Source organism: Kribbella sp. NPDC050459 (genome assembly GCF_040655315.1).
In the GTDB taxonomy this organism is placed as follows: Bacteria; Actinomycetota; Actinomycetes; order Propionibacteriales; family Kribbellaceae; genus Kribbella.
In genome coordinates, this window is sequence record NZ_JBFAJQ010000014.1 from 112,635 (window position 1) to 139,307 (window position 26,673).

Sequence of the window (26,673 nt, forward strand, 5' to 3'; positions counted from 1 at the left end):
CACGGGTCCGGGCGCGGCCACAAGGCGGTCACGGTTCGCCCCACCTGGCCCTCGGGTACTGCACGGGCCACGGTACGGCGGAAGCCTGCTGGATCCGCTCCGCCCGCGCTCAGGGCACAGAGGGAGCGGCGGCGTCGCCCTCCGCTGTGTGCGTCTGGTGGGGACCTGCCTGGCCAGTCGCGGTCGCCTGGTTGGCGTCGCGGTCACGAGCGAGCGGGTCTTCCACCGTGCCGGTGTCCGTGGTGAGCGGGCCCTGGGCGAGCCTGGTCAAAAGAGCCGGGCCCGTCACCGGGAGCGTCGCTACCTCGAGCACGCCGGCGAGAACGTCGTCGGGTCTCACGGCCGGGGTTCCGTGCCGTAACACCACTTGCAGTATCGCACACGCCGCAACCGACCCCGGTTCACTCGCGACGGTGAGTCGGAGAACGGCAGCCCGACAGTCGAACGAGCGAAGCCCTCGTTTGGTCATGCGCTCGACCGGAATTTCCTCCCGGTCGAGGAACGCCCGCACCGCCGCCGCGGCCGCCTCCGGATCCGCCCCCGGCAACGCGATCCGCCACTCACTGGCCTCCAGCCGCTCCGCCAGCGCACCCGGCCCGGCGACGACCACCTCGAGGACGTCCAGACCGGGCGGCAGTGCCTCGTCGAGCGCGGCCCGGACCTGCTCGGCGTCCCGCTCCTGTGTGAGCGAAATCTCCAGGTATTCCGCTTCCGAGGCCGCCCCGGTCGGCGCGGCACCGGCGTACGAGATCTTCGGGTGCGGGCTGAAACCGTGCGAGAACGCCACCGGCAGCTCGGCGCGCCGTACGGCGCGCTCGAACGCCCGCTGGAAGTCGCGGTGTGAGGTGAATCGCAACCGCCCGCGCTTGGCGAACCTCACCCGCAGTTTCTGGACGGCGGGGAGCTGCTGCGACGGCGGAGCTTGAACTGGTGGCACGCCGACAGTGTGTCAAAGACCGGCCGCCTCGCGCTCATTCGGACGCGGTGTACCGCTCCTCCGGCTCGAAGGCGAACTCGGCGTCCAGGTCCAGCTCGACGTGCACGACCCCGCGGAGATCGTCGAAAACGACCACCCGGCTGCCGTCGGCGGGCACCCGGTCGGGCGAGGTCCGCATTCGCCCCCGCAGCACGTGGGTTCCGGCCGGCGACTCGTACGCGATGACGACGTCGAGCTCGGGATTGCGCCCGAGCCAGACCCTGACGTCGCCGAGCGTCACGGTTCCGGGGAACCGGCGGCCGTCGCGCCGGAGCCGCTCGATGGTCTCCTGCCGCCGGCGTGCGTGGCGCAGCGCCGACGGCAGCCGGGTCACCACCGTGATCCACCAGAGGGCCGCCAGCACCGTGACGACGGCCGAGACGGCGATCGCCTCGGTTCCGAGGAGGCCGTCGAGCGTTCGGCGGAGCGTTCCGGACCGGTCGGGCGCGAGCGCGGCGCCGGCCGAGAGGCCCGCGCCGACCGCCAGCCCGGCGAGCAGCGGGGCGGACCACACGAGCGACGCCACCCGGCGCTGACCGAGCCGTTGCCGCGCCTGCTCGCCGAGGTCGAGCGTGACGAGGAGGAGCAGGTAGCCGGCGACGACCAGGGCGAGGATGCGCCACACCAGCGACACATCGCCGGGAAGGCTGACCACGCAGGTATTTTCGGGCGCCGGCGTCGCGCCGCAGAGCCACGACGTACCCAGCAGGCTCACCGCGCCCCAGACGGCGAAACACAAGGCGCTCGTGACCGCTGCCTCCCCGGTCGCCGGTTCGTGACGAACGCTACCGGCCAGACGGCCTCAGGGCTGGACCGCGGACTTGCCGGTCAGGTAGAGGGCCCAGCCGAGGATCCCGAACGAGACCAGCGCGAGCAGGGTCCGGACCAGGTTGAAGGTCACCCACTTCGCCTCGTCGAACGCCGCGCGGGCCGCGGCGACGTCGATCGTCGCCGGGTCTCCGGCCGCCTTGAGCGCGTCGTTCAGCGGGACGTTGACCGCGATCGTCAGGATCACCGTGACCAGGTACAGCACGAACGCGACCGCGATCCACGGCAGCGCCTTCTCCTTGAGGCTGAACAGCCCCGCGAGCAGTGTGAAGAGCAGTGCGCCGACGAAGCCGAGGCCGAGGAACAACGGGTTCACGATGGCCCGGTCGACCGCCTGGAACGCGCTGACGAAGGTCCTGTCGTCGGTTTTCGCCAGGCCCGGCATGAACGCGTTCGCGTAGATCGCGTACACGCCGGCCACCAGCCCCGTCGTCATCGTCGCCAGCATCAACGAGGCCACCCGCAGTCCGTTCATCTCTCTCCTCCAGTACGGCGGGAACTCCCCGCACCAGAAAAGTTAGAGGCGCTGCCTCGCCGCGAACATGTCGGCGAGGCTCACGTGCATGTCCGGCTCGCTCAGAGCTTCGCGCACTGCCCTGAGCGCGGCCCCGACACCTGGTTCGGCGCCTCCAGGTTGGTCGGCGTGGGAGCGTTTCCGGAGCAGGTCAGCGGGCCGTCGACGGTGTTCCCGGCGAGCGTGGCCGGGTCGGTCGTGCGGCTGTTCGTGACGGAGAGCGGCCCCTGGACCGTGCTGCCGACCGCGACCAGGCTGCGGCTGACGCCGTTCGCACTGACCGGCCCGGTGATCATGGAGCGCAGCAGGTGCAGATCGGCGGCCTGATCGGCCCGGACCGGGCCGTTGAGGCGCGAGTCGGTCGCCACCAGAGACGCGCCGGCGGCCACGAGGATCGGGCCGTTCACGGTCGCGCCGGTCAAGCAGGTGACGCCGGTACGCACGTACAGCGCGCCGTCGTGCGTCCCGGTGACGGTCGTCGTGCAGGCCGGTGCCGGGCGCAGCAGCGTGACGGCGAACGAACGCGGGTCGCCGATGTTGCCGGTGGCATCGATGGCGCGGTACTCGACCCGATGGCGCCCGTATCCAGGCGGTACGTCGTCCCACGGCACGACCCGCGGTACGCCGAGCTTGCCGTACACGAGCTGGTCGATCGTCGTCCCCTCGGCGGTGAATCGGAACGGAGCGGACGCATCGGTCGGCCAGCCGTAGTAGTTGTACCAACCGTCGCCGTCGACGCGGAACTCCGGGACGACGTACCCCGCGCTGTCGTCGCGCGCCGCCAGCCCCATCGTGAACGCGTCGTTGTAGATGTACTCGGGTCCGCTCGGTTTCTGCACTGTGAGCAGGGGTTTCGACATCGTTGGCGTGACCACCGGTTGGATGCCGTCGACGTCCCAGGTGCGTGTCTCGCCGCCGGCTGTCGCGGTCAGCGTGTGCCGACCGGTCAGCGCCAGCGGCGCCAGGTCGAGGTCGCGGTCGTTACCCGGATTGTCGACAATCCGACCGTCGACCTTCCAGGTGATCGCACCGGCGGACTGCGCGGTCTCGGCGTACACGACCTCGTCGGCGCTCACCGGGTGCTCGGTCGACGTCGAGGTGGTGAACGTCGGCGTCGTGGGCTGCGGTGCGGTGGCAGCCGGGTCGATTGTCCACAATCGGACTGCGGTCGGGCGGACGGCGGGATCGCGGATGAACTCGGTCGGGTCGACGATCGTCGCCGTCAGCGTGTGCGTGCCGGGCGCGAGGCCGAGCGCCGACAGGTCCACGCTCCGCGTTCGCCGTCGGCAGCGCCGTCCCGTCGAGCGTCCAGGTGACATCGAGCTCGTGGTCGACCGGATGCAGTGTCTGCAGCCAGACGACCTGGTCAGGAGCGACGCGGCCGGCCGGGGTGCTGTCCTGGAACAGATTCGCCTTCGCGGAGAGGCGCTGCGTCATCCGCTCCCGCGACGGCTGGTCGAAGTAGTACCCGAGGGCCTTCATCATCGAGTGCGCGCTGGGCCGCCAGACGCCCGATCCGGCGTACATCCCGCCTTCGTACCGGCCGATCGTCCCGCCGGACTCGGACGGCTGACCCAGCCAGCGGTACCACTTCTTCTGCTGCGCCAGCAGCTGCTGCTCGGTCAGCAACGTGTGGTGGATCGAGGACGGCTCGGGCCCTTGGTACGGCGCTCCGCGCTCACCGCGGGCGTAGTAGTCGTACTCGTCCTGCAGCCCGCCGAGCGAGTGGCCGAGCTCGTGCGGCGTGATCAGGGCGGAGAGCGCGTTGCCGCCGGACGCGGTGGCATACGTCCCGCCCGCACCGCCGTACGTGTCGCTGTTGCCGATAGCAAGAATCTGCCGGTTGGCGCTGGTGGTGCCGGGGACCAGGTCGGCGTACTCGGTCGCGGCCGCCTGGCTGACGGTCAGCAGCCGCTGCACGCTGCCCGGGTTGCAGCCGCCCCAGAACCCCATCTGCAGCGGGGTGTCGCGCTTCGGGTCGGTCAGGCCCGGATCGCAGTCGACGCCGGACTCGGGCGAGGCGATCTCGACGGCGTACACGTTGACGTAGTTCCGGTACGACTTGAACGGCTCGATGCTCCAGAGGATGTTCAAGTGCTTGTCCAGCTGCTCCCGGAACTTCGGCAGCTCGGCCGCGGTGTAGCCGTCGCCCATCACCACCAGGTTGAACCGTGACGCGGCGGGGCCCGTGACCTGGATCGGTGCGACGGTCGCGTCCGGCGCGGCCGCCCGCGCGGGCAGCGCCGCCAGGACGCCGGCGAGCAGCGCGAGGACCGCGGTCAGGAGCTTGATGCGCATGGTTCTCTCCCCCACCTGGGCGACGGTGCCGTCAGCAGCTTACGAAGCTCCGGCCGGGCGTGTGAGGAGTTCCCGCGTGGCGACGTACGAGCCAAGCGGGCGATCGTGCGGCATCATGAGGGGTCGGGGAAGCGTGAGGCTGCGTCCTCTCAGATGAAGGGAATTCGATGACGGAACCGGCACAGTCGCCGCGGCGGGAGCCGGACCCTGCGGTCGTGGATGCCGGTGACGGCGACGGCAAGGGCATCTACTGGGTGCTGAAGAACGTGATCGTCGGACCGCCGGTGAAGCGGATCTTCCGGCCGAACGTGGTCGGCGCCGAGAACGTCCCGGAGACCGGGCCCGCGATCATCGCCAGCAACCACCTCTCGTACTCCGACTGGATCTTCATGCCGCTGGTACTGCGCCGGCGCGTCACGTTCGTCGCGAAGTCCGACTACTTCACCGGCGCCGGGATCAAGGGCCGGTTCCAGCGCGGGTTCTTCAAAGGCACCGGCCAGGTGCCGATCGACCGCTCCGGAGGGTCGGCGTCGGAGGGCGCGATGCGGGCCGGGATGAAGGTGCTCGAGCGCGGCGAGCTGTTCGGGATCTACCCGGAGGGCACGCGCTCGCACGACGGCCGGCTGTACAAGGGCCGGACCGGGGTCGCGCGGCTGGCGCTGGAAGCCAAGGTGCCGGTGATCCCGTGCGGCGTGATCGGCACCGACGTGGTCGCCCCGCCCGGCAAGGTCGTCGCGTCGTTCGCCTCGCCGACGGTGAAGTTCGGCGAGCCACTGGACTTCTCGCGGTACGAGGGCATGGAGGGCGACCGGCTGATCCTGCGCGCGGTGACCGACGAGATCATGTACAAGATCATGGAGCTGTCCGGGCAGGAGTACATCGACATGTACGCCACCAAGGCCAAGGCCCTCGAGGGCCGCGCGGTCACCGGGGCGCCGGAGAAGGTCCGCAAGACGGACACCTGATCCGGTTGGTGAGATCGGGTGGGTCTACCCTGGGAGATCGTGGACGGACCGATCGCTTACCAGGGTGAGCCAGGCGCCAACTCGGCGATGGCGTGCACCGACATGTTCCCGGACCGCGAGCAGCTGCCCTGTACGACGTTCGAGGACGCGCTCGAGGCGGTCAGCAGCGGCCGGGCCGGGCTGGCGATGATCCCGGTGGACAACTCGATCGCGGGCCGGGTCGCGGACATCCACCACCTGTTGCCGGAGTCCGGGCTGCACATCGTCGGCGAGTACTTCCTGCCGATCCACTTCCAGCTGCTCGGCGTCCCGGGCACGTCGCTCGACCGGATCCGGACCGTGCGCAGCCACGTGCACGCGCTCGGGCAGTGCCGCAAGATCATCCGCGAGCACGGCTGGTCGACGGTCGTCGCCGACGACACGGCCGGCGCGGCGCGCGAGGTGTCCGAGCTTGGCGACCCGACCGTCGCGTCGCTGTCACCGCGGGCCGCGGCCGGGCTGTACGGGCTCGAGACGCTGGCCTCGGACGTCGAGGACGAGCACCACAACACGACCCGCTTCCTCGTCCTGTCCCTCGAGCCCGACGTACCGCCGGTGCACTCCGGCCCGGTCATCACGTCGTTCGTGTACCGCGTGCGGAACGTGTCGGCGGCGCTCTACAAGGCGCTCGGCGGATTCGCGACCAACGGCGTCAACATGACCAAGCTGGAGTCGTACCAGCTCGGCGGCATGTTCTTCGCCACCCAGTTCTACGCCGACATCGAAGGTCACCCCGAGGACCCCAACGTCGCCCTCGCCCTCGAGGAACTCGCCTTCTTCTCCGTCGAGGTCCGCATCCTCGGCGTCTACCCCGCCAACGAGTTCCGCGCCCAAATAGCCGAACCCGCCGCCAACCGAGCCCTCCGCCCCCACCACTAGCGTTGCGCGTCGTCCTGATCGGCGGCACCTCGAACGTCGGCAAGTCCACGGCCGCAAGGGTTCTCGCGGAACGGCTCGGCTTCGACCTGGTCTCCACCGACCAGCTCGGCCGGCATCCCGGGCGGCCGTGGACCGACCCCGGGCGAGAGGTCCCGGCACATGTCGTCGAGCACTATCAGTCGCTGACCGGCCAGCAGTTGGTGAACGCGTTGCTCGACCACTACGACCGGATGTGGCCACGGATCGAGGAACTGATCACGGGTCGGTCGGCGGCGGGGCTGGTGCTGGAGGGGTCCGGGGTCTGGCCCGCGAGCGTCGTACAGCTGTCCACGCCGTACACGGCTGTGTGGCTCAGTGCGGACGACGACGTCCTAGCTGCGCGGATGCAGAAGGCAAGCAGGTACGACGAGTTACCCGACGAGAGCCGCCAACTGGTCGACAAGTTCCTGGCCCGATCACTGGGCTACCAGACGAGAATGCTGACCCTCGTCGAGCAACTCGCCTTGAACCACCTGGACGTGACCGCACCCCGGTCCCCCGAGCACATCGCAGACGAGTTGCTTCAGCTGCCGCCCAACTGTCGTCCCTCCGGAGGAGACAACTCCCAGGGTCTGTGAACAAGCTATTACCTGTTCACAGACCCCGGCAGATGTTCCCGACGCCTGCGCGTACGGCGGCGCTCAGGCGCGTCCTGTCGTCGGTGTGGAGGTCGAACCACTCGTGGCCGGCGGTGTCCGGGGAGGTGACCGCTGCGGGTGGTGAGGGGAGGGTGAGGTCCAGGACCACGCCGCAGTGGTGGAAGTCGATCGGAGTGCCGGTGGACGACTGTCGGACGTGAATCGCGAAGGGCCGGAAGTCACCGATGGCGCTGACGGTCAGGCCGAGTTCTTCTTGCAGTTCGCGTTCGAGGGTTTGTGGCCAGGTTTCGCCGGGTTCGGGGCAGCCGCCGGGGAGGTCCAGGAGACCGGTGTACGGCCCGCGGGTCTTCTGAACCAAGAGGAGCCGGCCCGCGTCGCGGATCCGTGCGTACACCCCGAAGTGGTACTGCGGCATCCGGGGATGCTAGCTCGGGTGTGCGGCCCGACAGGAGGTGTCGGGTTGGTGGGTAGTGCACCTGAGCGTGAATTTGGGCGCGCGTACGGTGTCTCGGCGGTGCACTACCTGTCCGCCGTGCACGTCACAGGCGTAAATGGGGAGCAGGGTGGGGGGCGGGTGCATAAGGTCGGCGGGTGGAGATCATCAGGGTTGACGGGTCGGATGCGGACGTGTTCCGGCGGTTTTATGCGGTGAAGTTCGGGGTGCGGCGGGAGGAGTTGGAGTTTCCGGCCGGGATGGGGGTGGAGGAGGCTCGGGTGGTGATGGCTCGGGAGCATGCCGAGGTGCGGGCGGACGGGCTGGGGCTGGTGGACGGGGACGCGTGGCTCGGGATCGCGTGGCTCGACTGGTGGCTGGTGGGGGACACGGACACCGTCGACGTGGAGCTGGCCGTCGCGCCGGAGTATCGGCGGCGCGGGGTCGCGACGAAACTGCTCGACGCCGCGATCGACCGCGCGAAGGCCGAGGGCCGGAGCATCGTGTCGGGGACGAACATGGCCGGCGATCCGGTGACCGGTGAGAGCCCGGGTACGGCGTTCGCCGCGGCGCGCGGGTTCGTGAAGAAGCACGCCGAGCTGCATCAGGTGGCCGAGCTACCGCTGGCCGGTCTCCCGGAGCATCCGGTCGACGGGTACGAGATCGTCCAGTGGCGGGAGCACGCGCCGGACGAGTGGATGCCGCAGTTCGTCGAGCTGCTCAGCGGGATGAGCGAGGACGTACCGACCGGCGACCGCACGACCGCGGCGGTGCGGTGGACGCCCGAGCTGGTCCGCGACACCGAGGAGCGGCGGCTCGCCCAGGGCCGGTTCACCTACACCACAGCCGCCGTCCACACCGCCTCGGGCGAGCTCGCGGCGTACACCCAGATGGGCGGTACGCCGGAAACGCCCGAGCGCCTCAACCAGTACGACACCTACGTACGCCGTACCCACCGCGGCAAGGGCCTCGGCATCGCGGTGAAGTCCCCGAACCTCCGCGCCCTGCAGGCCGGCGTCCCGCTCCCCGCCGTACTCCACACCTGGAACGCCCCGGAGAACGCGCCGATGATCGCCGTCAACACCAAGCTCGGCTTCCGCCCGGTGGCCCAGCGCACGATGTGGGAACGCGCGATCTGACCTACCGCACCCGCTCGGCCCGGTGCCGGCGGACCCGCCAGGCCACGATCGCGGCCAGGACGACGCCCGCCACGACCAGAGCCGCGACGCGGCCGAACGTCTTCTCCACGCGGGTGTACGAGTTGCCGGCGAGATACCCGAGCAGCACCACGGCCGTGCCCCACACGATCCCGCCGGCCGCGTTGAACGCGAGGAACTTCAGGTACCGCATCCCGGACATCCCGGCCAGGGCGGGCATCGTCGCGCGCAGGAACGCCACGAACCGCCCGAGGAACACCGCCGCACCGCCCCGCTCCGCGAGCTGTTTCCGTGCTGCCTCGAGTCGTCCCGCCCGTCGCTGCAGCACGCGGTGCGTGAGCAGGCGCGGCCCGAAGGACCGCCCGACTTCGTAGCCGACGGTGTCGCCGAGGATGGCCGCACCGACGACGACCACCAGGATCACCGGCAGTGAGGTGTGCCCGAGCGCGGCCGTCACCCCGCCGAGCACCGCCGCGGTCTCCCCCGGCAGCACGAACCCGACGAACAACGCGTCCTCGGCGAAGACCAGCAAGCCGACCATTCCGTACACGGCGATGCCGTGCAGACCCAGCAACCAGTCGGTCAAACTCTTCACCCTGCCAGGGTCCCACCTCCCACCAGGCCGCTGCTGAAATTCTCCAACCGCCACAAGGGGTTCCGGCGAAGTTGACTGCCGGGTGTATGAAGCCTTGTGCGCGGTCGGTGATCGGCGGATCGTAAATCGCAGAGCAGGGCGTTTGGGGGCCGACTGTTCGGTGGGGGAAGACGGCAGGACCGTCTTCGATCGAGGGCGCGCTGGGGGTGATCGCTTCGGTTCGGCGTACGCCGGCCTGCTCGGGTGCCCCCGCGGAAGGGGGAAAGATGCCGAGGAAGGCCAACGGGCGAGCGGACAAGCACCGCGACGAGCACCGGATGCCGGGCGAGTCACCGGCGACCGAGCCGGACGTGCAGACCGCGAACGGACAGCCCGCGGCGGACGGCATGCCGACGGCCGGGATGAACAGCCCGGCCGCATCGAGCGGTACGGCGAACATGACCAGCAGCGGATCGCCCGCGGCCGGCATGGGCGGTGGCGGGTCGCCGGCCGCGAACATGAGCGGCGGCCAGGCCGGTGGTGCCGGTATGAGCGGCGCGACCGACGGCGGGCGGACCGAGTACCCGACCCGTCGCGAGTGCGGTGTGATGGACGTGCACCGGCGGCTGCTGTCGACCTCGCCCGGGTACGCCGCGGCGCGGTCGGCGCTCGAGACCGCGACGATGGCGTACGTCGCCGGCGGGGAGCGCTTCACCGGGATCGCGCGCATCCCGGTCGTCGTGCACGTCGTCTGGAACACCAACGCGCAGAACATCTCGCAGGCCCAGATCGACAGCCAGATCGACGTGCTGAACCGTGACTACCGCGCCACCAACCCGGACACCAGCATCGTGCCGGGTGTCTTCAGCGGCCTGATCACGGACTCGAGGATCGAGTTCTACCTGGCCACCGAGGACCCGAACGGGAACCCGACGACCGGCATCACCCGGACCCAGACCACCAGCACGAGCTTCGGCACCGACGACAAGGTGAAGTCGTCGGCGACCGGCGGCATCGACCCCTGGGACACGGCGCACTACCTGAACATCTGGGTGTGCCAGCTCGGCGGCGGCCTGCTCGGGTACGCACAGTTCCCGGGCGGACCGGCGAACACCGACGGCGTCGTGATCCTGCACAGCGGGTTCGGCACGAACGGCACGGCGGCGGCGCCGTTCGACCTCGGGCGCACTGCCTCCCACGAGGTCGGGCACTACCTGAACCTGTTCCACATCTGGGGTGACGACGGCAGCGGCTGCAGCGGCAGCGACGAGTGCGCCGACACCCCGAACGCGGCCGGCCCGAACTTCGGCGTACCGACGTTCCCGCACGTGACGTGCAGCAACGGGCCGAACGGCGACCTGTTCTACGACTACATGGACTACACCGACGACCGCGGCATGGTCATGTTCACGGCCGACCAGGTGACCCGGATGCAGGCCTGCCTGGACACCGTCCGCAAGGACCTGCCGGACTTCGGCGGCGGCGCCGCCGGGACGCCGGAGCCGGCCGGATCGGTAGTGGCCTGGGGCGCGAACCGGCTGGACGCGTTCGTGCTCGGCACCGACCTGGCGATGTATCACAAGTGGTGGGACGGATCGGCCTGGGGACCGTCCGTCGCGGGTTACGAGTACCAGGGTGGGATCTGCATGAGCGCTCCTGAAGTCGCGTCCTGGGGGCCGAACCGGCTGGACGCGTTCGTCCTCGGCACCGATCACGCGCTGTACCACAAGTGGTGGGACGGCTCGTCCTGGAACGGCTACGAGTACCTCGGCGGCGTCTGTACGAGCCCGCCGCGGCTGGCGACCTGGGGCCCGAACCGGCTCGACGCGTTCGTCCTCGGGACCGACCGGGCGTTGTACCACAAGTGGTGGGACGGCTCGTCCTGGAACGGCTACGAGTACCTCGGCGGGATCTGCATGAGCCCGCCCGAAGTCGTTGCCTGGGGCGAGAACCGGCTGGACGCGTTCGTGCTCGGCACCGACAACGCGGTCTACCACAAGTGGTGGGACGGCTCGTCCTGGAACGGCTACGAGTACCTCGGCGGGGTCTGCGCCTCGCCGCCGCGGGTGGTGGCCTGGGGCGAGAACCGGCTCGACCTGTTCGTGATCGGCACCGACTCGGCGCTGTACCACAAGTGGTGGGACGGCTCGTCCTGGTCGGGCTACGAGTACATGGGCGGTGTGTGTACGTCGGCGCCGACCGTCGTCTCGTGGGGCTCCGACCGGCTGGACGTGTTCGTCCTCGGCACCGACTCCGCGCTCTACCACAAGTGGTGGGACGGCTCCGCGTGGGGACCGTCCGTCACCGGGTACGAGTACATGGGCGGGATCTGCACCGACGAGCCGCGCGTGGTCTCGTGGGACGCGAACCGGCTGGACGTGTTCGTCACCGGCACCGACAAGCAGCTGTACCACAAGTGGTGGGACGGCTCGGCCTGGGGACCGTCGGTCACCGGGTACGAGGCGCTCGGCGGCGTGATCAGCGACTTCAAGGTCACGATCCCCGAGACACCCGCCGCGATCGGACAGGAAGTGAAGATCTGACCGCCTCACCGATCGGGCACTGGACGCATTCCGCCGAGGAGGACCACGACGGGATCAGCGTCTACCGCCGCGACGACTTCGCCTTCCCGCCGGCCCGCGGCCGGCGGGGGGTGGAGTTCCGCGCCGACGGCACCTTCGTGGAGTTCCTGATCGGTCGCGGAGACGCCCCCGAGCCCGGGCCGACAGGACGCTGGGCGGCCGATGGCCGCCTGACCGCCGGCTCCGGCACGCCCGCCCACTTCACCACCACAGCCGACCGCCTCGACATCACCTGGCAGCACTGAAGTCCCGAGGCGGGGAGGAGTGACATGACCGCTGCACCTGTGCGTTATCTCGTTGTACCGACCGCGGATGCCGCCGGAGGGGCGCGGGCGGCGCGGTTCGGGGACAAGACCCTGCTCTGGGTGCCCGCGGACCAGCGCCTCGGGCGCGCCTCCCGCACCGCGCCCGGCCTGCTGCTCGTCACGCAGATGGGCCGGAGCTTCCAGAACGACTACCCGGACGTCGCCCCCGTGCTCGATCACGGCCGGCATCTGGTGATCTCGGCCGCCGACAAGCCGCGTCGACGGTCCAACAACTGCTGGCGGATCGAGCCCCTCCGCGCCGGCACCACGGTCGTCGACGTCCCTCCCGTCGTCGCCGCGCGCGCGGATCCGTTCGTCGCAGACCTGGTCGCCGAGGTGTCCACGGCGTCGTACCAGAACGACCTGACCTGGCTCGCGAACCTGCCGACCAGGCATTCGCTGAGCGCCGGATTCACGCAGGCGATGGACTTCGCCGCCGACCGGATGGTTGCCCTCGGCTACCAGACGGCCCGGACGCCGATCACGGTCGGCGCCGGGCAGTCGGCGAACCTGGTCGGCGACCGGGCGGGCGTCGGCACCAGCCGCGGACTCGTGATCGTCACCGCGCACCTGGACTCGATCAACATCGCCGGCGGCTCGGCCGCGGCGGCGCCGGGAGCCGACGACAACGGGAGCGGTTCGGCCGGTGTGCTCGAACTCGGCCGGCTGCTGGCGGGCAGCACCTGGCAGCACGACCTCCGGCTGATCCTGTTCGGCGGCGAGGAAGAGGGCCTGTTCGGCAGCAAGCAGTACGTCGCGGCGCTGCCGCCGGCCGAGCGGACCCGGGTCCGCGCCGTCCTGAACATGGACATGATCGGCACCCGGAACACCGCGACACCGACCGTCCTGCTCGAAGGCGCGGCGGTGTCGTCCGCGCAGATCGGCGCGCTGGCGACCGCCGCCGCGACGTACACCGGCCTGCACGTCGAGACCTCGCTGAACCCGTTCGCGAGCGACCACGTCCCGTTCATCACTGCGGGGATACCCGCCGTGCTGACGATCGAGGGCGGCGACAGCGCGAACGGCCACATCCACTCCGCGAACGACACGCTCGCCTTCGTCGACTGGGCGTTCGCCGCCGAGATCCTGCGGATGAACATCGCCGCGCTGGCCGGCTGGCTGGAGCCCGCGGCCGCTCGCCGGCGTCCGCAACCGGCGGGTTCGGTGGTCGCCTGGGGTCCCGGCCGGCTCGACGTCTTCGCGGTCGGCACGGATTCCGCGTTGACCCACAAGCCGTTCGACGGAAGCTGGCACGATTTCGAGTCCTTAGGAGGCGTTGTCCTAAGCTGACAGGCATGTGGAGCCCGAATGCGCGTGACGTCGGCGGACTTCCGACCCGGTACGGCGTACCGACGCGCTCGCGGGCGCTGGTGCGGACCGATGCGCTCGGCACCGTGCACGACGAACTCGTCGCTCTCGACGCGGGGCTCGTCCTCGATCTGCGGTCCGACTGGGAGCTGAAGCAACCACATCCGCTCGACGGCACACCGGCGTACCGGCGGATCCCCTGGATCGACCCGGACGCCGAGCGGCTGCGGGATCCGGAGGCGGAGCCGCGGCTGCTCGACGTCTATCGCAACAGCCTGACGCGGAACGCCGCCCACGTCGGCCGGATCTTCGCCGCGATCGCGGACGCGCCCGCGGACCGGCCGGTCGTGGTGCACTGCAAGGCGGGCAAGGACCGGACCGGTCTGACCGTCGCGGTGCTGCTCGAGGTGGCCGGCGTGCCGCGCGCCGAGATCGCCGCCGACTACGCGATCAGCGAGGTCCACCTCGGCACGCAGAACGGGCCCGAATTCTCCCGGACCCGCCCGGAGACGATCATCGGATCGCTCGAGCATCTCGACGAGCTCGGCGGCGTGCGCGCGTACCTGTCCTGGCTGGGGCTGAGTGCGGCCCAGATCCATCGGCTGGCGACCCGGCTGGTGCCGGTCGACGTACCGGCGATCGTCTTCGACTTCGACGGCCTGCTGATGGACACCGAGACGACGATGGTCGAGAGCTGGCAGGCCGAGTGGGCCCACCACGGCCTGGAGCTCGACCTGGCCGGCTTCTGGCCCGGCCACGGCGGCGACATCACCGAGGAGCGGTACGCCGTCCTCGCCGCGGCCGTCGGCGCCGGCTTCGACCGTACGGCGAGCCACGCCCGCCGCGTCGCGCACCGGAACCGGTTGCACGCCGAGCTCGACTTCCGGGCCGGGATCCGGGACTGGATCGCGACCGCGCGGGAGCTGGGCCTCCAGGTCGCGATCGCCAGCAGCTCACCGCGTACGTGGGTGCTGCCGCACCTGGAGCGGGTGGGCGCGGTCGACCTGTTCGATCACATCGTCACCGGCGACGAGGTGGCCGCGCACAAGCCCGACCCGGCGATCTACGAGCTGGCCCTGCGGCGGCTCGGCGTGCCGTGGGCGGTCGCGGTGGAGGACACGGCGCACGGCGTCGCGGCGGCGCAGTCGGCCGGGATGTACGCGGTCGCCATCCCCAATCCGTATGTGCAGGCTGCCGCGGTGGCGGCCGCCGACCTCGTTCTGGGCAGCGCTGACGATCTTTTGCTCACCGAACTGCTGCTCCACGCCACGCCGAAGGGCTCGACGGTTGTAACTGAGTGACCTAATCTGCTGACACTCTGTAGGTTTCCAACTGAAGGGTGCTCAGATGCGGAAACTCGTTGGTGCGGTCGCGGCCGCTGCTGCTGCCGTCGCCGGTCTGGCCGTGGCGACGCCGGCCCAGGCCTCGACCTCCGGTACGCAGGCGTGCGATCTGGTGACAGCCAGGTCGGTCGGGTACTCGGCCTTGATGCTGTACGTCGCCGTCGGTCTCGAGGGGTGCTCGAACAGCGTGACCGAGGTCCGGGTCGAGCTGCAGAAGGGCTCGAGCGCGTCCGGCCCGTTCACCACCGTCGCGGAGACGTACGCCTACTCCGGCGGCGGCGCCTGGTTCGACGAAGGCACCGGCTGCGGGTACTACGTCGGCGTCGCGCACTGGCAGGACCAGACCGAGACGACGCCGACCCCGGCGTACTACTGCAACTAGACGACTGAGAGTGGGAGGAGCTTCTTCCCGGTCGGGCCGATCTGGATCTCGGTGCCCATCTGAGGACACACGCCGCAGTCGAAGCAGGGGGTCCAGCGGCAGTCTTCGACCTCGATGGCGCCGTCCTCTTCGAGCGAGTCCTGCCAGTCCTCCCACAACCAGTCCCGGTCCAGTCCCGAGTCCAGGTGGTCCCAGGGCAGCACTTCTGCGTACTCACGCTCGCGCGTCGTGTACCAGGCGAGGTCGACCGGCTCGTCGGCGAGGGCCTTCTCGGTGCACTCGACCCACCGGTCGTACGAGAAGTGCTCGCTCCAGCCGTCGAACCGGCCGCCGTCACGCCAGACCGCCTCGATCACGCGGCCGACGCGGCGGTCGCCGCGGGACAGCAGGCCTTCGATGATTCCGGGCTTGCCGTCGTGGTACCGGAAGCCGATCGCCTTCGCGTACTGCTTCTCCGAGCGGATCGCGGCGCCGAGCTTCGCCAGCCGCGCGTCGGTCTCCTCGGGTCCGAGCTGCGCCGCCCACTGGAACGGCGTGTGCGGCTTCGGCACGAACCCGCCGATCGACACCGTGCAGCGGATGTCGCGCCGGCCGGAGGCCTCCCGCCCGGTCGCGATCACCTTCTTCGCCAGGTCGGCGATCGCCAGCACGTCCTCGTCGGTCTCGGTCGGCAGCCCGCACATGAAGTACAGCTTCACCTGCCGCCAGCCGTGGCTGTACGCCGCCGCGACGGTGCGGATGAGGTCCTCCTCGGTGACCATCTTGTTGATCACCTTGCGCATCCGGTCCGACCCGCCCTCGGGCGCGAACGTCAGGCCGCTGCGCCGGCCGTTGCGGGAGAACTCGTTGGCCAGCGTGATGTTGAACGCGTCGACCCTTGTCGACGGCAACGACAGCGAGACGTTGCTGCCTTCGTACCGGTCGCCGAGGCCCTTCGCGACGTCGGCGATCTCGCTGTGGTCGGCGCTCGACAGGCTGAGCAGGCCGACCTCCTCGAACCCGGACTGCTTCAGCCCGTTCTCGACCATGTCGCCGATCGTGGTGATGCTCCGCTCACGCACCGGCCGGGTGATCATGCCCGCCTGGCAGAACCGGCAGCCGCGGGTGCAGCCGCGGAAGATCTCCACCGAGTACCGCTCGTGGACGGTCTCGGCGAGCGGGACCAGCGGCTTCTTCGGGTACGGCCACGCGTCCAGGTCCATGACCGTGTGCTTCGCGGTCCGGAACGGTACGCCCGGCCGGTTCGGCATCACACGCTGGATCCGGCCGTCGGCGAGGTAGTCGACCGTGAAGAACTTCGGGATGTACACACCGCCGGACTTCGCCAGCCGGAGCAGGACCTCGTCGCGACCGCCCGGGCGGCCCTCGTCCTTCCACTCCCGGATCACCTCGGAGATCGCGAGCACGATCTCCTCACCGTCACCGAGCACCGCGGCGTCGAGGAAGTCCGCGATCGGCTCCGGGTTGAACGCGGCGTGCCCGCCGGCCAGCACGATCGGGTCCTCGTCGGTCCGGTCGGCGGCGTGCAGCGGGATGCCGGCCAGGTCGAGCGCGGTCAGCATGTTCGTGTAGCCGAGCTCGGTCGAGAACGACAGCCCGAACACGTCGAACGCCCGCACCGGCCGGTGGCTGTCCAGCGTGAACTGCGGGATCGCGTTGTCCCGCATCACCTTCTCCATGTCCGGCCAGACGGAGTACGTCCGCTCGGCCAGGATGTGGTCCCGCTCGTTCAGCACCTCGTACAGGATCTGCACGCCCTGGTTCGGCAGCGCGACCTCATAGGCGTCCGGGTACATCAGCGCCCACCGGACACTGACCGCGTCCCACTCCTTGCTGACCGAGTTCAGTTCACCACCGACGTACTGGATCGGCTTCTGCACACTCGGCAGCAACGCCTCCAGGCGCGGGAACAGCGATTCCACAGTCATAACAACTTCCAGTCAGCGATCAGAGCGCCTACCAGCCTAACGCCGCAGTACGCCGACGCCGGAATCGCGCTCAGGCCGGGGCGCTGGAGCGGGCGGCCAGGAAGGCGCGCCACTCGGTGATCTGGTCCGGGGTCATCGCGCGTTCCGGGAGCACGAAGCCGCCGCCTGCAGGGAGCCGGACGACCCAGCCGGGCCTCACCTCCCGGATCGACGTCACCGCGTTCCAGTCGAACTCGAGACTGGTGACGGCGCTCCGCGCCCGGACACCCGCATCGGTCAGTGTGTACGTGAAGACGCGGCCGTACCTGCGGGTCAGAGCGTGCCTGATCAGGCCGAGCAGTTCCGGAAAGACCAGGAAGATGATCCCGAAGAGCAACCCGGCCAGATTCCAGGGATCGGACAGCCACCAGATCAGGTAGGCGAAACCGACGAGTCCCGTCACCCATCCGATCCAGCGGTTCACCAGCCGCACGTTGCGCATGCGTGATGCGGCCGTCACCGTCACCGCGATGGTGATGTTCACCGTTCCTCCCCACCTCAGGAAGGTGCAGCCTATGGCCTTAGCCGAGGTGGGCGAGGAGGAGGGGGTTGATGACGTCGGGGTGGGAGTAGGTGACCAGGTGGGCGGCGTTCTCGATGACTTCGAGGTGGGCGCCGGGGATCTGGCCGGCCAGCGGGACGACGGTTTCCGGTGGGACGGAGGTGTCGGAGTCGGTGGTGATCAGGAGGACGGGGGCGGTGATGGTGCTCAGGCCCGGAAGGAGGTCGAGGTTGCTCAGGGCCTCGCAGCAGGCGGCGTAGCCCTCGGCGGGGCAGTTCAGGAGCATGTCGCGGATGGGCTCGATGTCCTTGAACTCCGGGAGGAACCAGCGGCCCAGGGTCGCGTCGACGATGGCCTGGGTGCCCTCGGCGCGGACCTGCGCGGCGCGCTCGGTCCACGGCTGCGGGTTCGCGGCCAGGTTCGACGGCGGGCAGATCGCGACGAAGCGGTGGAACCTGTCGGGTGCGTTCTGCGCGAGCCACAGCCCGACCGCCCCGCCGAGCGAGATCCCGACGTACGACGCCTGCTCCACCTCGAGCGAGTCCAGCAACTCAAGGACGTCACCGCCCAGGTCCTCGATCGTGTACGGCCCCTCCGGTACGTCGGACCCGCCGTGACCGCGATGGTCGAACGCGATCACCCGGAACCGCTTCGCCAGCACCTCGACCTGCGGCGCCCACATCCCCTGGTCCGCACCGAGCGACGACCCGAGCAGTACCACGGGCGCGTCGGCCGAACCGGTCTCCACGTAGTTGAGTCGCATACCCACCACCCTACGAAACCCCATCCCCCGCCACGCCCACCGTGATGCGCCGCCCGACCCCGACGGGTTGATGAGGAGCGCGAGACAGTTTCGGCGTTTGTGGCTGATGTGTGGCTGGTTCGGAGGTGCAGGTGGACAGGAGATGTCGGGCAGTGGGCTAGTGCACCTGAGCGTGATCGTGTCCGCGCGTACAGCGTCTCGCGGTGCACTACCTGTCGAGCCTGCAGATCATCCGAGCGTGGCCGCCGTACCCCCGTCCCGGCCGCGATCGCGCGGCAACTCGAGACCTGAACCGGTAACCAGAGCCCTGCTATTTCAGGTCCCCGGTCATCACGGCGGGTCTCCGCAGACCACAACCGCTGTAGCTGACGCACAGCGGACGTCGGTCACGGCAGGATCGGGTCGCCCGCACATCAGTCAGGAGGGCCGCTATTTCCTGTTCACAAACCCCGCGAGTTGTCGTCAGACCCGCCTCAGCCGTACAGGGTCAGTGATCGGGTAGGGGCATGATCGTCGTGCGGCGGTGGTGTTCGAAGACGACCGAGCTGCGGATGTCGGCGATCTCCTGGCGTTTGGCGAGGGCCAGGACCAGGTCGCGGAGCGCCTCGGTGTCCTTGACGGCGACGTGGGCGAGGAAGTCGGCGCCGCCGGAGACCATGAACATGTCCAGCGTCTGCGGCAGGTCCATCACGTACGCCTGGAACGCCGTCGCCACCGCCATCGCCTGCGGCCGGAGCTTGATCGAGATGATCGCCTGGGTGGACCGGTCGATCGCCTTCAGGTCGACGGCCGCGTGGTACCCGCTGATCACGCCGCGGTCGCGCAGCCCGCGGATCCGCTCCAGGCAGGTCGACGGCGCGATCTTCAGCTCGGCCGCCATGTCGCGGTTCGTACGGCGGGCGTCGTTCTGCAGCATCCGCAGCAGCGCCGTATCAAGTTCGTCCATGCCGCCCAGTTTCGCAGATCCACCGAACGATGTTCGGGATCAGCCGCGAATCTCCGCCCAACGGGCTACGGTTTTCGCCGTGCTGACGAACAAGATGGTCGTGATCATCGCGACCGAGGCTCCCATCGGCGTCGCCCTCAACACCGCCGCCCTGCTCGGCGTCGGGCTGGGCAGCCATCACGACGACACCGTCGGCCCCGACACCGCCGACGCTTCCGGAACGCCGCACACCGGCATGTGCGCCTACCCGATCCCGATCCTCCGCGGGGACGACCTGCAGGCCCTCCGCGCGCAGGCGGCCGCCCGCCCGGACGTGACCGTCCACGACATGCACCAGGCCGCCCAACGGGCGCGCACCTACGAACAGATGTCCAGCACCCTCGCCGGCACGAAGCCCGAGGACATCCAGTACCTGGGCCTCGCTCTCTACGGCCCGCGCCAGTCGATCGACTCGCTCACGGGCGCCCTACCGCTCTACCGATGACAGCTTCTCCGGGTTGGCCTGGAGGTGGATCGCGGTGATCCCGGAGCCGTCGGTGTGCACGGTGAGGACGTGGGGCTCGCCGCGGACGAGGACCTTCAAGGCAGGCCCGGTGGCCAGGTCCACCTCGGTGACGGCGAAGCCGGGGCGGGTGTAGATGTGCGCGAAGAAGTGCGCGACCCTCTCACGGCCGATGACTGGCCTGCGGGCGGCGCGGAGGCGCCCGCCGGAGTCGGTCCAGGACGTCACAGAGTCCTTGAGCATCGACTCCAGACGTGCCAGATCACCCTCGCGGGCGGCGGCCACGAAGTCCAGGAGCAGGCGGCGTTGCTCGGCCGCGGACGGGCGGAACCGCGGCCGGTCGTCGTCCAGAGCCTGCCGGGCCCGGCGGTGCAGTTGGCGGCAGTCCTCCGGCGTACGTTCGAGGATCTCGGCGATCTCGTCGTACGGGAGGGTGAACGCGGTCCGCAGCACATAGACGGCGCGTTGCGGAGGAGTGAGGCGCTCCAACAGGTGCAGGAGCGCCAGCGACACGTCATCCAGCTCGAGGGTGTCGGCCGGCACCGGCTCGGGGAGCCACTCGCCGATGTAGCTCTCGCGGCGCGCCTGCCGGGTTCGCAGTACGTCGACCGACAGCCGCGTCACCACTCGGGTCAGGTAGCGGCGCGGCTCAGCCACGTCGGTACGGTCCGCGGCCGACCAGCGGACGTACGCGTCCTGCAGCACGTCCTCCGCGTCGTGCCAGCTCCCCAGCATCCGGTACGCAAGCCCGGCGAGCATCCCGCGCGCCGACGCGAACTCGGTCAGCGTGCTCGTCAGCCCGTGACCTCCGGCAGCTTCCGGGTCGCGATCATCAGGCGGTTCCACAGGTTGATCATGCCAATCGCGAGCAGCACGTGCGCGGTGCCCTCTTCGCCGAACTGCGCTACCGCGGCGTCCCACACGTCATCGGGCACGCCGCCGCGCCCGAGCAGGGTGACCGCGTCCGTCAGGGCCAGGGCAGCCCGCTCGCGCTCGTCGTAGAAGGGCGACTCGGTCCACGCGGCCAGCCCGAACAGTCGCTGCGTGGTCTCGCCGTCCTTGAGAGCGTCGGTGGTGTGCATGTCAACGCAGAACGAGCACTCGTTGACCATCGACGCACGCACCTTGATCAGGTGCAGCAGCGTGTGGTCGACCTGACTCTGGGCATAGCTCTCCACGCCGAACACGGCCCGGAAGGCGGCCGGGGCGATCCTGCTGAAATCCATCCGTTGTTCCATGCCAACACGACGGTCCGCCCCACGGCCGGCGTGACGACGAGGGTTGTGACGCCGGTCACGCCGGCTCGAGCACGTGGCGCGCCTTCGTGACCGCTGCCTCGGTGGCTGCGTCGAGTTCGGTGCCCTGGCCGGCGAGAACGCCGACCGACACGATCACGTCGTCGACGCCGGTCACGACTGCGGCGTACTCGAGTCCGCGCTTCGGGCCGCTGGTGCCGGTGAGCCGGAACGCGAACGGCTTCGAGCCGTACTCCGGGGCGGTGATCGTCTCGACCTTCATCGACGTGCTGCCGGCGCCGTCGGTTTTGAGCGTCACCTTCGGGCAGGACTCGACCGCTTCGGCGTACGAGTCGCGCAGCTCGGCGACCTTCTCGGCGGTGCTCATCGAGTCGAGGCCGAAGTCGATGTAGGGGCCCTCCTGACCGCCGGTGAACGTCCGCGCCACGCTGGCCTTGGAGCCGGGCGCCTTGGTGGCGTTCAGGTATTTCACGAGCGTCTTGCAGCGGCTGCTCGGCGAGGAGAACGGCTTGGCGTCCTCGTCGGGCTCTTCCTTGTCCTCGGTGAAGCCGCCCGGCAGGTCGGCCAGCTCCAGCAGCGCCTTGGTGAGCTCGGCGGTCGTCCGGGCGACGGGCGCGGCCGGCGTCGAGGCCGTCGGGCTCGGCGTCGGAGTGGCGGCCGGCGGCGCGGCGCTCTGCTTGTCGTCACCTCCGCCGCAGGCGGACAGCGACAGCACGAGAACGGCGAGCATCACAAACCTCGTCATGGGGCGGACCTTCCGAGCTCCGGGCGGGGGCCGAGCAGGAAGCAGCGTACCTGACCTGTCAGTCGGCGGGTCAGTAGCGGTGCGAGCGGAGGTGGATGTTCTGCAGCAGGCCGATCGCGAGCAGGCAGGCGAACATCGACGAGCCGCCGTACGACACGAACGGCAGCGGCAGGCCGGTGACCGGCATGATGCCGAGGGTCATCCCGATGTTCTCGAACGCCTGGAACGCGAACCAGCAGACGATCCCGGTCGCCACCAGCCGCCCGAACACGTCCCGCGCGTTCACCGCGATCCGCAACCCGCGGAACAGGATGATCGCGAACAGCACGATGATCGCGCCGGCTCCGATCAGCCCGAGCTCCTCGCCGGCGACCGTGAACACGAAGTCGGTGTGCTGCTCGGGGACGAACGCGTTCTGCGTCTGGCCGCCGTGGAACAGGCCCTGCCCGAACACGCCGCCGTTGCCGATCGCGATCCGCGCCTGGTTCACGTTGTACCCGATGCCCTGCGGGTCCGAGGACGGGTGCATGAACGCGGTGAAGCGGTCGATCTGGTAGGTCTTCAGCACCTGCAGCTTGATCGCGATCGCCGCGACCACCACACCCGCGGTGAGCAGACCGAGCATCCAGCGTTTCGGGACGCCGGAGACCGCGATGATCCCGAACACGATCGACCCGAGCACCATCACCGTGCCGAGGTCCGGCTGCAGCATCACCAGCACCACCGGCACGGCGGCGACCGCGACCGCTTGCGCGACGTCGAGGGTGCGGGCGTCCTCGTGACGGTCGGTCTCGCTCTTCTCCGCGATCAGCAGCGCCATGCCGACGATCACCGCGAGCTTGGCGAACTCGCTCGGCTGGATCGACATGAACGGCAGTTGGATCCACGACCGGGACCCGTTGATCGTCGAGCCGACGCCGGGCACCAGCACCAGGATCAGGCCGATCACCGAAGCGACGTACAGCAGCGGGGCGAGGATCCGGACCCGGCGGTGGTCGGTGATCGCGGCGCCGACCGCGAGCACCAGGCCGATCGCGAAGTTCAGCGCGTGCCGGACCAGGAACGCGTCCGGCTTGCCCTCGGTCAGCGAGGTCCGGTTGTGGGTCGCGGACCAGATCAGCATCGCGCCGAGGAACGACAGCGCAGCCACGCTCAGGACCAGGACCCAGTCGACGTGCCAGACCGTCGACCGGCGGTCCATCCGCGGCCGGGTCCGGATCGGAGTCAGCAGCGCCATCTCACTGCCCCGGCTTCTGCTGGGCGGGCGGCGCCGGCTTGATGTCGTACAGGGTCTCGTAGATCTTGCGGACCGCGTCACCGCCGGCGCCCGAACCGGTACCGGCCTGGCTGATCATCATCACCACGGCATACCGATCGGTGTACGACGCGAGCCACGACGTGGTCTGCTTCCCGTAGACCTCGGCCGTCCCGGTCTTGGCGCGGACCGGGATCTTGTCGAGCGGGAAGCCCTGGAACTTCCACGCCGCCGTACCCGACACCGTGGTCTGCTTCAGCGCGGTGTCGATGTACTTCAAGGTGTTCCGCGGGACCGGGAGCTTCGCCTTGACAACCGGCTTGATCTCGTGCGGTTTGCCGTTCGCGCCGACCCAGGACTGGACGACGCGCGGCTCGTACAGCGTGCCGCCGTTGGACAGCGCCGAGTAGACGGTCGCGAGCTGCAGCGGGGTGATCGTGGTGTCGCCCTGGCCGATCGCGAAGTTCACCGCGTCACCGGCGCGGTACTTGTACCCGTCGACGCAGAACTCGCGGGCGAACTGCTTCAGGAACGCCGACGTCCCGGCGGGCGGGTTGTCCGCGATCTTGCAGTAGTAGTCCTTCTGCGCGTCGTAGTACGTCTTCTTCCACTTGCGGTCCGCGATCCGGCCGCTGACCTCGCCGGGCAGGTCGATTCCGGTCGGCTTGCCGAGCCCGAACTTCTGCGCCATCTCGACCAGCGGGTCGCGGGTCGTGACGTCGCTGGAGTTGCCGCCCTCCTTGAGCCAGAGCGCATACGCGATCCGGTAGAAGAACGTGTCGCAGGACAGCGCCAGCGCCTGGTCGAAGCCGATCATCCCGTGCGACGCGGACTCGTAGTTCTTGAACTTGCGGTTGCCGACCTCGAAGAACGACGAGCAGTCGAGCCGCGTCTTTGGGCTGTACCCGGCGCCCATCGCCGCGGCCGTGGTGATCGGCTTGAACGTCGACCCGGGCGCCAGCTGACCCTGCAGCGCGCGGGACACCAGCGGCGTCCCGGACTTGGTCGAGTAAAGGGCGTCCAGCTCGCGCTGGGTGATGCCGCCGACCCAGACGCCCGGGTCGTACGTCGGGTAGCTGGCCATCGCGACGATTCGGCCGGTCTTGGTGTCCATCACGACCGCGGCGCCGGAGTCCGCGACGTACTTCTTCTTGGTGATCTTGTCGTACTGCTTCCGCGCGGTCATGATCGCGTTCTTCAGCTGCGCCTCGACCGAGGCCTGGATCCGCGCGTCGATCGTGGTGACCAGCGTGGCGCCCGGGACCGGAGCGGTCTGCTTCTTGATGCCGGTGGTGTACCCGACCGCGTCGACGATCACGTCCTTCTCACCGGGCGTGCCGCGCAGCAGCTTGTCGTACGACCGCTCGACGCCGGCCCGGCCGACCAGGTCCGAGCGGTGCGGCACCGAGTCCTGCCCGGCCTTGTCCATGTCCTCGAGCTCTTCGGTCGTGATCGGCGACAGGTAGCCGAGGATGTGCGCCGCGTTCACCTTGAACGGCGAGGGGTAGGCGCGCAGCGTCTGCGAGTCGGCGGCGATCCCCGGGAAGTCCTCGCGGCGCTCCATCACCTCGATCGCGACCTGCTCGCTGACGTCCTTCGCGACCGGGATCGGCTGGTACGGCGTGCCGTTCCAGCAGGCGGGCGGTTTGGACGCGCCCGGCTCACCGCACAGCATCGTGCGCGCCTTCAGGTCCTTCGGCTTCTGGCCGAGCACCTTCGCGAGCCGGGCGAGGACGACGTTCTGCTGGCTGTCCGGGAGCTTGGCGAGCACGGACCGGTCGACCGTGATCACCACCGAGACCCGGTTGCCGACCAGCGTCCGGCCCTGCGAGTCGACGACGGTGCCGCGCGGCGCCGGGATCAGGACCTGGCGGATGTGCTGCTGGGTGGCCGCCTGGCTGTAGTCGGCGCTCGACATCACCTGCATGTACCAGAGGCGGCCGAACAGCGTGCACAGCAAGGAGAAGACCAGCACCCCGATCACGAGCAACCGCAGCCGCGCCTTCAAAGGCGCCTCGAAACCGTCCCAGCTCATGGCGTGACTCGCCTGCGCTCACGAGCTGGTTTGAGGCGGCCCATGAGCCACATGACCAGCGGGATCACCACGATCGCGCCGACCACGTCGTACCCGGCGGCGATGCCGAGGCGGACGCCGAACTCGCTCCAGTCGACCGTCGGGTCGTGCAGCAGCGATCCGGTGGCGCAGTACAGGAAGAACGAGATCGCGGTCCCGAGCACGACCGTCAACGCGACACCGAGCGGCCCGACCGGGCTGCCGGACGTCTCGCGGCGGATCAGCCCGGCGACGTAGCCGGCGATGGCCAGGCCCAACGCCCAGCGGCCGGCGGTGTGGTCGGCCGGTGGCACGACGTCGAGCATCAGCCCGCCGGCGAACCCCGCGATCGCACCCCACTCCGGGCCACGGGACAGCGCCAGCGCGATCACCACGATCAGCGTCAGGTCGCAGGTCACGCCGGCGACCGCGATGTTCGTCAGCACGGACGTCTGCACGGTGACGGCGATCATCAGGAACAGGGCAGCCAACCCGATGCGCAGTGCTATCACGTCAGTTCCCCTTCCCGGTGATTTGTGCGCGCGGCGGCCGGGCGGGAGGCCCGGTCACCACGCCGACGGTGTCGATCCGGGTCGGATCGACATACGGCTTGACGGTCGCGGTGGACCCGAGGGCGCCCTGGTTCGGCGTCACCGAGGTGACGACGCCGATCGGGACACCCGGCACGTACGGCGCGTTGCCGCTCGAGCCCCAGGTGACGATCCGGTCGCCGGCCTTCGGCCGCGCCTTCGGGTCGACCAGCTTGTAGTCGAGGGTGCCGGCCACGTCTCCCCGTCCGGAGACGAAACCGAGCGCCATCGTCGCATTCAGCCGGCCGCCCACGGTCGAGTTGCGGTCGCCGATCAGCAGCACGGTCGCGGTCCCCTGGGTGACTCGCACCACCCGGCCCACCAGACCGGTCCCGTTCAGCACCGTCATGTCGGTGCGCACACCGTCCGCCGTCCCGGCGTCGATCGTCACCGTGTGGCTGAAGTTCTGCGCGCCACCGATACCGATCACCCGGGCCGGCGTCATCGTGTACGCCGGGGCGACCTTGAGCAGCTTGTCCAGCTCCTGCGCCCGGTTGCGGGCGTAGTCGGAGGTGTTCAGCTCCCTGGTCAGGTCCTCGTTGTCCTTCTTCAGTTTTTCGTTCTCTGCTTTCAACCTATCCATTTCCGCGAAGCGGTCGCGGAGGTTGTCCACAGGCTGCCGGGCGGAGGTGGCGGTGGACTCGAGCGGGCCGAAGACACCGGCCGCGGCCTCCCGCAACGGCTCGACCGGCGATCCGGCCGAGCGGCGGGCATCCAGCACGATCAGCGTGAAACAGGCCAGCACCACCAGCAGCAGAACGGTCCGGCGGCGGCGCACTTCGCGCGGCGTACCCGCCGAACGCAGCGGGGCCTCCCCTGCCGAGCGGAACGCGCTCCGGGTCGACGGCGTACCGAGGTCTTTGAGCATCGCCT

General features: G+C 69.7%; 28 protein-coding genes. 10 read left to right on the forward strand and 18 right to left on the reverse strand.

The window, feature by feature from the left end; genetic code table 11:
* Nucleotides 1–109 precede the first annotated feature (109 nt).
* The 5 genes from AB0I12_RS34290 to AB0I12_RS34310 form a co-directional block, all read right to left on the reverse strand.
* Nucleotides 110–937 carry a TIGR03936 family radical SAM-associated protein gene (locus AB0I12_RS34290; RefSeq protein WP_359937815.1) on the reverse strand — a complete coding sequence of 276 codons (828 nt, stop codon included), beginning with the start codon at nt 935–937 and terminating at the stop codon, nt 110–112.
* A gap of 34 nt (nt 938–971) precedes the next feature.
* Nucleotides 972–1,631 (reverse strand): hypothetical protein, encoded by a 660-nt coding sequence (locus tag AB0I12_RS34295; RefSeq protein ID WP_359937818.1) that lies wholly within the window; start codon nt 1,629–1,631, stop codon nt 972–974.
* A 147-nt stretch (nt 1,632–1,778) separates the two neighbouring features.
* Nucleotides 1,779–2,279 (reverse strand): DUF1772 domain-containing protein, encoded by a 501-nt coding sequence (locus AB0I12_RS34300; RefSeq protein ID WP_359937821.1) that lies wholly within the window; start codon nt 2,277–2,279, stop codon nt 1,779–1,781.
* 101 nt (nt 2,280–2,380) lie between these two features.
* A complete protein-coding gene (locus tag AB0I12_RS34305; protein ID WP_359937824.1) occupies nt 2,381–3,394 on the reverse strand; it encodes a hypothetical protein in 1,014 nt (337 codons plus the stop codon).
* Nucleotides 3,300–4,616, reverse strand: coding sequence for a M64 family metallopeptidase (locus AB0I12_RS34310; RefSeq protein ID WP_359937827.1), 1,317 nt, complete (start codon nt 4,614–4,616; stop codon nt 3,300–3,302). Before AB0I12_RS34310 ends, AB0I12_RS34305 begins: the two co-directional genes overlap by 95 nt.
* Before the next feature lie 167 nt (nt 4,617–4,783).
* Between AB0I12_RS34310 and AB0I12_RS34315 the strand changes: the two genes are divergently transcribed.
* The 3 genes from AB0I12_RS34315 to AB0I12_RS34325 are packed head-to-tail and all read left to right on the forward strand — an operon-like array spanning nt 4,784 to nt 7,116.
* Entirely contained in the window at nt 4,784–5,581 is a 798-nt protein-coding gene (locus tag AB0I12_RS34315) for a lysophospholipid acyltransferase family protein (protein ID WP_359937830.1), read from the forward strand.
* Between the two features lie 39 nt (nt 5,582–5,620).
* Nucleotides 5,621–6,499: a prephenate dehydratase gene (locus AB0I12_RS34320; protein WP_359937833.1), complete on the forward strand. Its 879-nt coding sequence runs from the start codon at nt 5,621–5,623 to the stop codon at nt 6,497–6,499.
* Nucleotides 6,500–6,501: 2 nt separating this feature from the next.
* Nucleotides 6,502–7,116, forward strand: coding sequence for an AAA family ATPase (locus AB0I12_RS34325; RefSeq protein WP_359937836.1), 615 nt, complete (start codon nt 6,502–6,504; stop codon nt 7,114–7,116).
* 16 nt (nt 7,117–7,132) lie between these two features.
* Here the strand turns inward: AB0I12_RS34325 and AB0I12_RS34330 are convergent, their stop codons facing one another.
* The gene (locus AB0I12_RS34330; RefSeq protein WP_359937839.1) at nt 7,133–7,552 is read right to left on the reverse strand and encodes an NUDIX domain-containing protein; all 420 of its coding nucleotides are present in this window, start codon (nt 7,550–7,552) and stop codon (nt 7,133–7,135) included.
* Between the two features lie 176 nt (nt 7,553–7,728).
* Between AB0I12_RS34330 and AB0I12_RS34335 the strand changes: the two genes are divergently transcribed.
* Nucleotides 7,729–8,709 carry a GNAT family N-acetyltransferase gene (locus AB0I12_RS34335; protein WP_359937842.1) on the forward strand — a complete coding sequence of 327 codons (981 nt, stop codon included), beginning with the start codon at nt 7,729–7,731 and terminating at the stop codon, nt 8,707–8,709.
* Nucleotide 8,710: 1 nt separating this feature from the next.
* On the opposite strand, the gene AB0I12_RS34340 is transcribed toward AB0I12_RS34335, so the two are convergent.
* Entirely contained in the window at nt 8,711–9,322 is a 612-nt protein-coding gene (locus AB0I12_RS34340; RefSeq protein ID WP_359937845.1) for a DedA family protein, read from the reverse strand.
* 266 nt (nt 9,323–9,588) lie between these two features.
* Here AB0I12_RS34340 and AB0I12_RS34345 point away from each other — a divergent pair, with 266 nt between their 5' ends.
* The 5 genes from AB0I12_RS34345 to AB0I12_RS34365 all read left to right on the forward strand — a co-directional run bounded on the left by AB0I12_RS34345 (nt 9,589) and on the right by AB0I12_RS34365 (nt 15,221).
* Complete coding sequence (locus AB0I12_RS34345) at nt 9,589–11,844, forward strand: M43 family zinc metalloprotease (RefSeq protein WP_359937848.1); 2,256 nt, start codon at nt 9,589–9,591, stop codon at nt 11,842–11,844.
* Between the two features lie 110 nt (nt 11,845–11,954).
* Entirely contained in the window at nt 11,955–12,128 is a 174-nt protein-coding gene (locus tag AB0I12_RS34350; protein ID WP_359937851.1) for a hypothetical protein, read from the forward strand.
* A gap of 24 nt (nt 12,129–12,152) precedes the next feature.
* The gene (locus AB0I12_RS34355) at nt 12,153–13,478 is read left to right on the forward strand and encodes a M20/M25/M40 family metallo-hydrolase (protein ID WP_359937854.1); all 1,326 of its coding nucleotides are present in this window, start codon (nt 12,153–12,155) and stop codon (nt 13,476–13,478) included.
* 5 nt (nt 13,479–13,483) lie between these two features.
* Entirely contained in the window at nt 13,484–14,797 is a 1,314-nt protein-coding gene (locus AB0I12_RS34360; protein ID WP_359937856.1) for an HAD-IA family hydrolase, read from the forward strand.
* Between the two features lie 46 nt (nt 14,798–14,843).
* The gene (locus AB0I12_RS34365) at nt 14,844–15,221 is read left to right on the forward strand and encodes a hypothetical protein (RefSeq protein ID WP_359937859.1); all 378 of its coding nucleotides are present in this window, start codon (nt 14,844–14,846) and stop codon (nt 15,219–15,221) included.
* Here the strand turns inward: AB0I12_RS34365 and AB0I12_RS34370 are convergent.
* The 4 genes from AB0I12_RS34370 to AB0I12_RS34385 all read right to left on the reverse strand — a co-directional run bounded on the left by AB0I12_RS34370 (nt 15,218) and on the right by AB0I12_RS34385 (nt 19,399).
* Nucleotides 15,218–17,149 carry a TIGR03960 family B12-binding radical SAM protein gene (locus AB0I12_RS34370; RefSeq protein WP_359937862.1) on the reverse strand — a complete coding sequence of 644 codons (1,932 nt, stop codon included), beginning with the start codon at nt 17,147–17,149 and terminating at the stop codon, nt 15,218–15,220. The genes AB0I12_RS34365 and AB0I12_RS34370 overlap by 4 nt on opposite strands.
* A gap of 70 nt (nt 17,150–17,219) precedes the next feature.
* Nucleotides 17,220–17,672 carry a YcxB family protein gene (locus AB0I12_RS34375; RefSeq protein ID WP_359937865.1) on the reverse strand — a complete coding sequence of 151 codons (453 nt, stop codon included), beginning with the start codon at nt 17,670–17,672 and terminating at the stop codon, nt 17,220–17,222.
* 37 nt (nt 17,673–17,709) lie between these two features.
* A complete protein-coding gene (gene pcaD, locus AB0I12_RS34380; RefSeq protein WP_359937868.1) occupies nt 17,710–18,453 on the reverse strand; it encodes a 3-oxoadipate enol-lactonase in 744 nt (247 codons plus the stop codon).
* A gap of 487 nt (nt 18,454–18,940) precedes the next feature.
* Entirely contained in the window at nt 18,941–19,399 is a 459-nt protein-coding gene (locus AB0I12_RS34385) for an Lrp/AsnC family transcriptional regulator (RefSeq protein ID WP_359937871.1), read from the reverse strand.
* A 79-nt stretch (nt 19,400–19,478) separates the two neighbouring features.
* On the opposite strand from AB0I12_RS34385, the gene AB0I12_RS34390 reads away from it, so the two are divergent.
* Nucleotides 19,479–19,883 carry a DUF2000 domain-containing protein gene (locus tag AB0I12_RS34390; protein WP_359937874.1) on the forward strand — a complete coding sequence of 135 codons (405 nt, stop codon included), beginning with the start codon at nt 19,479–19,481 and terminating at the stop codon, nt 19,881–19,883.
* Here the strand turns inward: AB0I12_RS34390 and AB0I12_RS34395 are convergent.
* From AB0I12_RS34395 to mreC, 7 genes are all read right to left on the reverse strand, one after another.
* Complete coding sequence (locus tag AB0I12_RS34395; RefSeq protein ID WP_359937877.1) at nt 19,866–20,747, reverse strand: sigma-70 family RNA polymerase sigma factor; 882 nt, start codon at nt 20,745–20,747, stop codon at nt 19,866–19,868. The two genes, AB0I12_RS34390 and AB0I12_RS34395, sit on opposite strands and share 18 nt — an antisense overlap.
* Complete coding sequence (locus tag AB0I12_RS34400) at nt 20,696–21,127, reverse strand: carboxymuconolactone decarboxylase family protein (RefSeq protein ID WP_359937880.1); 432 nt, start codon at nt 21,125–21,127, stop codon at nt 20,696–20,698. Before AB0I12_RS34400 ends, AB0I12_RS34395 begins: the two co-directional genes overlap by 52 nt.
* A 67-nt stretch (nt 21,128–21,194) precedes the next feature.
* On the reverse strand, nt 21,195–21,902 hold the full coding sequence (locus AB0I12_RS34405) for a hypothetical protein (RefSeq protein WP_359937883.1): 708 nt from the start codon (nt 21,900–21,902) through the stop codon (nt 21,195–21,197).
* A gap of 70 nt (nt 21,903–21,972) precedes the next feature.
* On the reverse strand, nt 21,973–23,139 hold the full coding sequence (rodA, locus tag AB0I12_RS34410) for a rod shape-determining protein RodA (protein WP_359937886.1): 1,167 nt from the start codon (nt 23,137–23,139) through the stop codon (nt 21,973–21,975).
* A 1-nt stretch (nt 23,140) separates the two neighbouring features.
* Entirely contained in the window at nt 23,141–25,192 is a 2,052-nt protein-coding gene (gene mrdA, locus AB0I12_RS34415; protein ID WP_359937889.1) for a penicillin-binding protein 2, read from the reverse strand.
* Complete coding sequence (mreD, locus tag AB0I12_RS34420) at nt 25,189–25,722, reverse strand: rod shape-determining protein MreD (RefSeq protein ID WP_359937892.1); 534 nt, start codon at nt 25,720–25,722, stop codon at nt 25,189–25,191. Before mreD ends, mrdA begins: the two co-directional genes overlap by 4 nt.
* A gap of 1 nt (nt 25,723) precedes the next feature.
* Nucleotides 25,724–26,668: a rod shape-determining protein MreC gene (mreC, locus tag AB0I12_RS34425; protein WP_359937895.1), complete on the reverse strand. Its 945-nt coding sequence runs from the start codon at nt 26,666–26,668 to the stop codon at nt 25,724–25,726.
* Between the last annotated feature and the right edge of the window lie 5 nt (nt 26,669–26,673).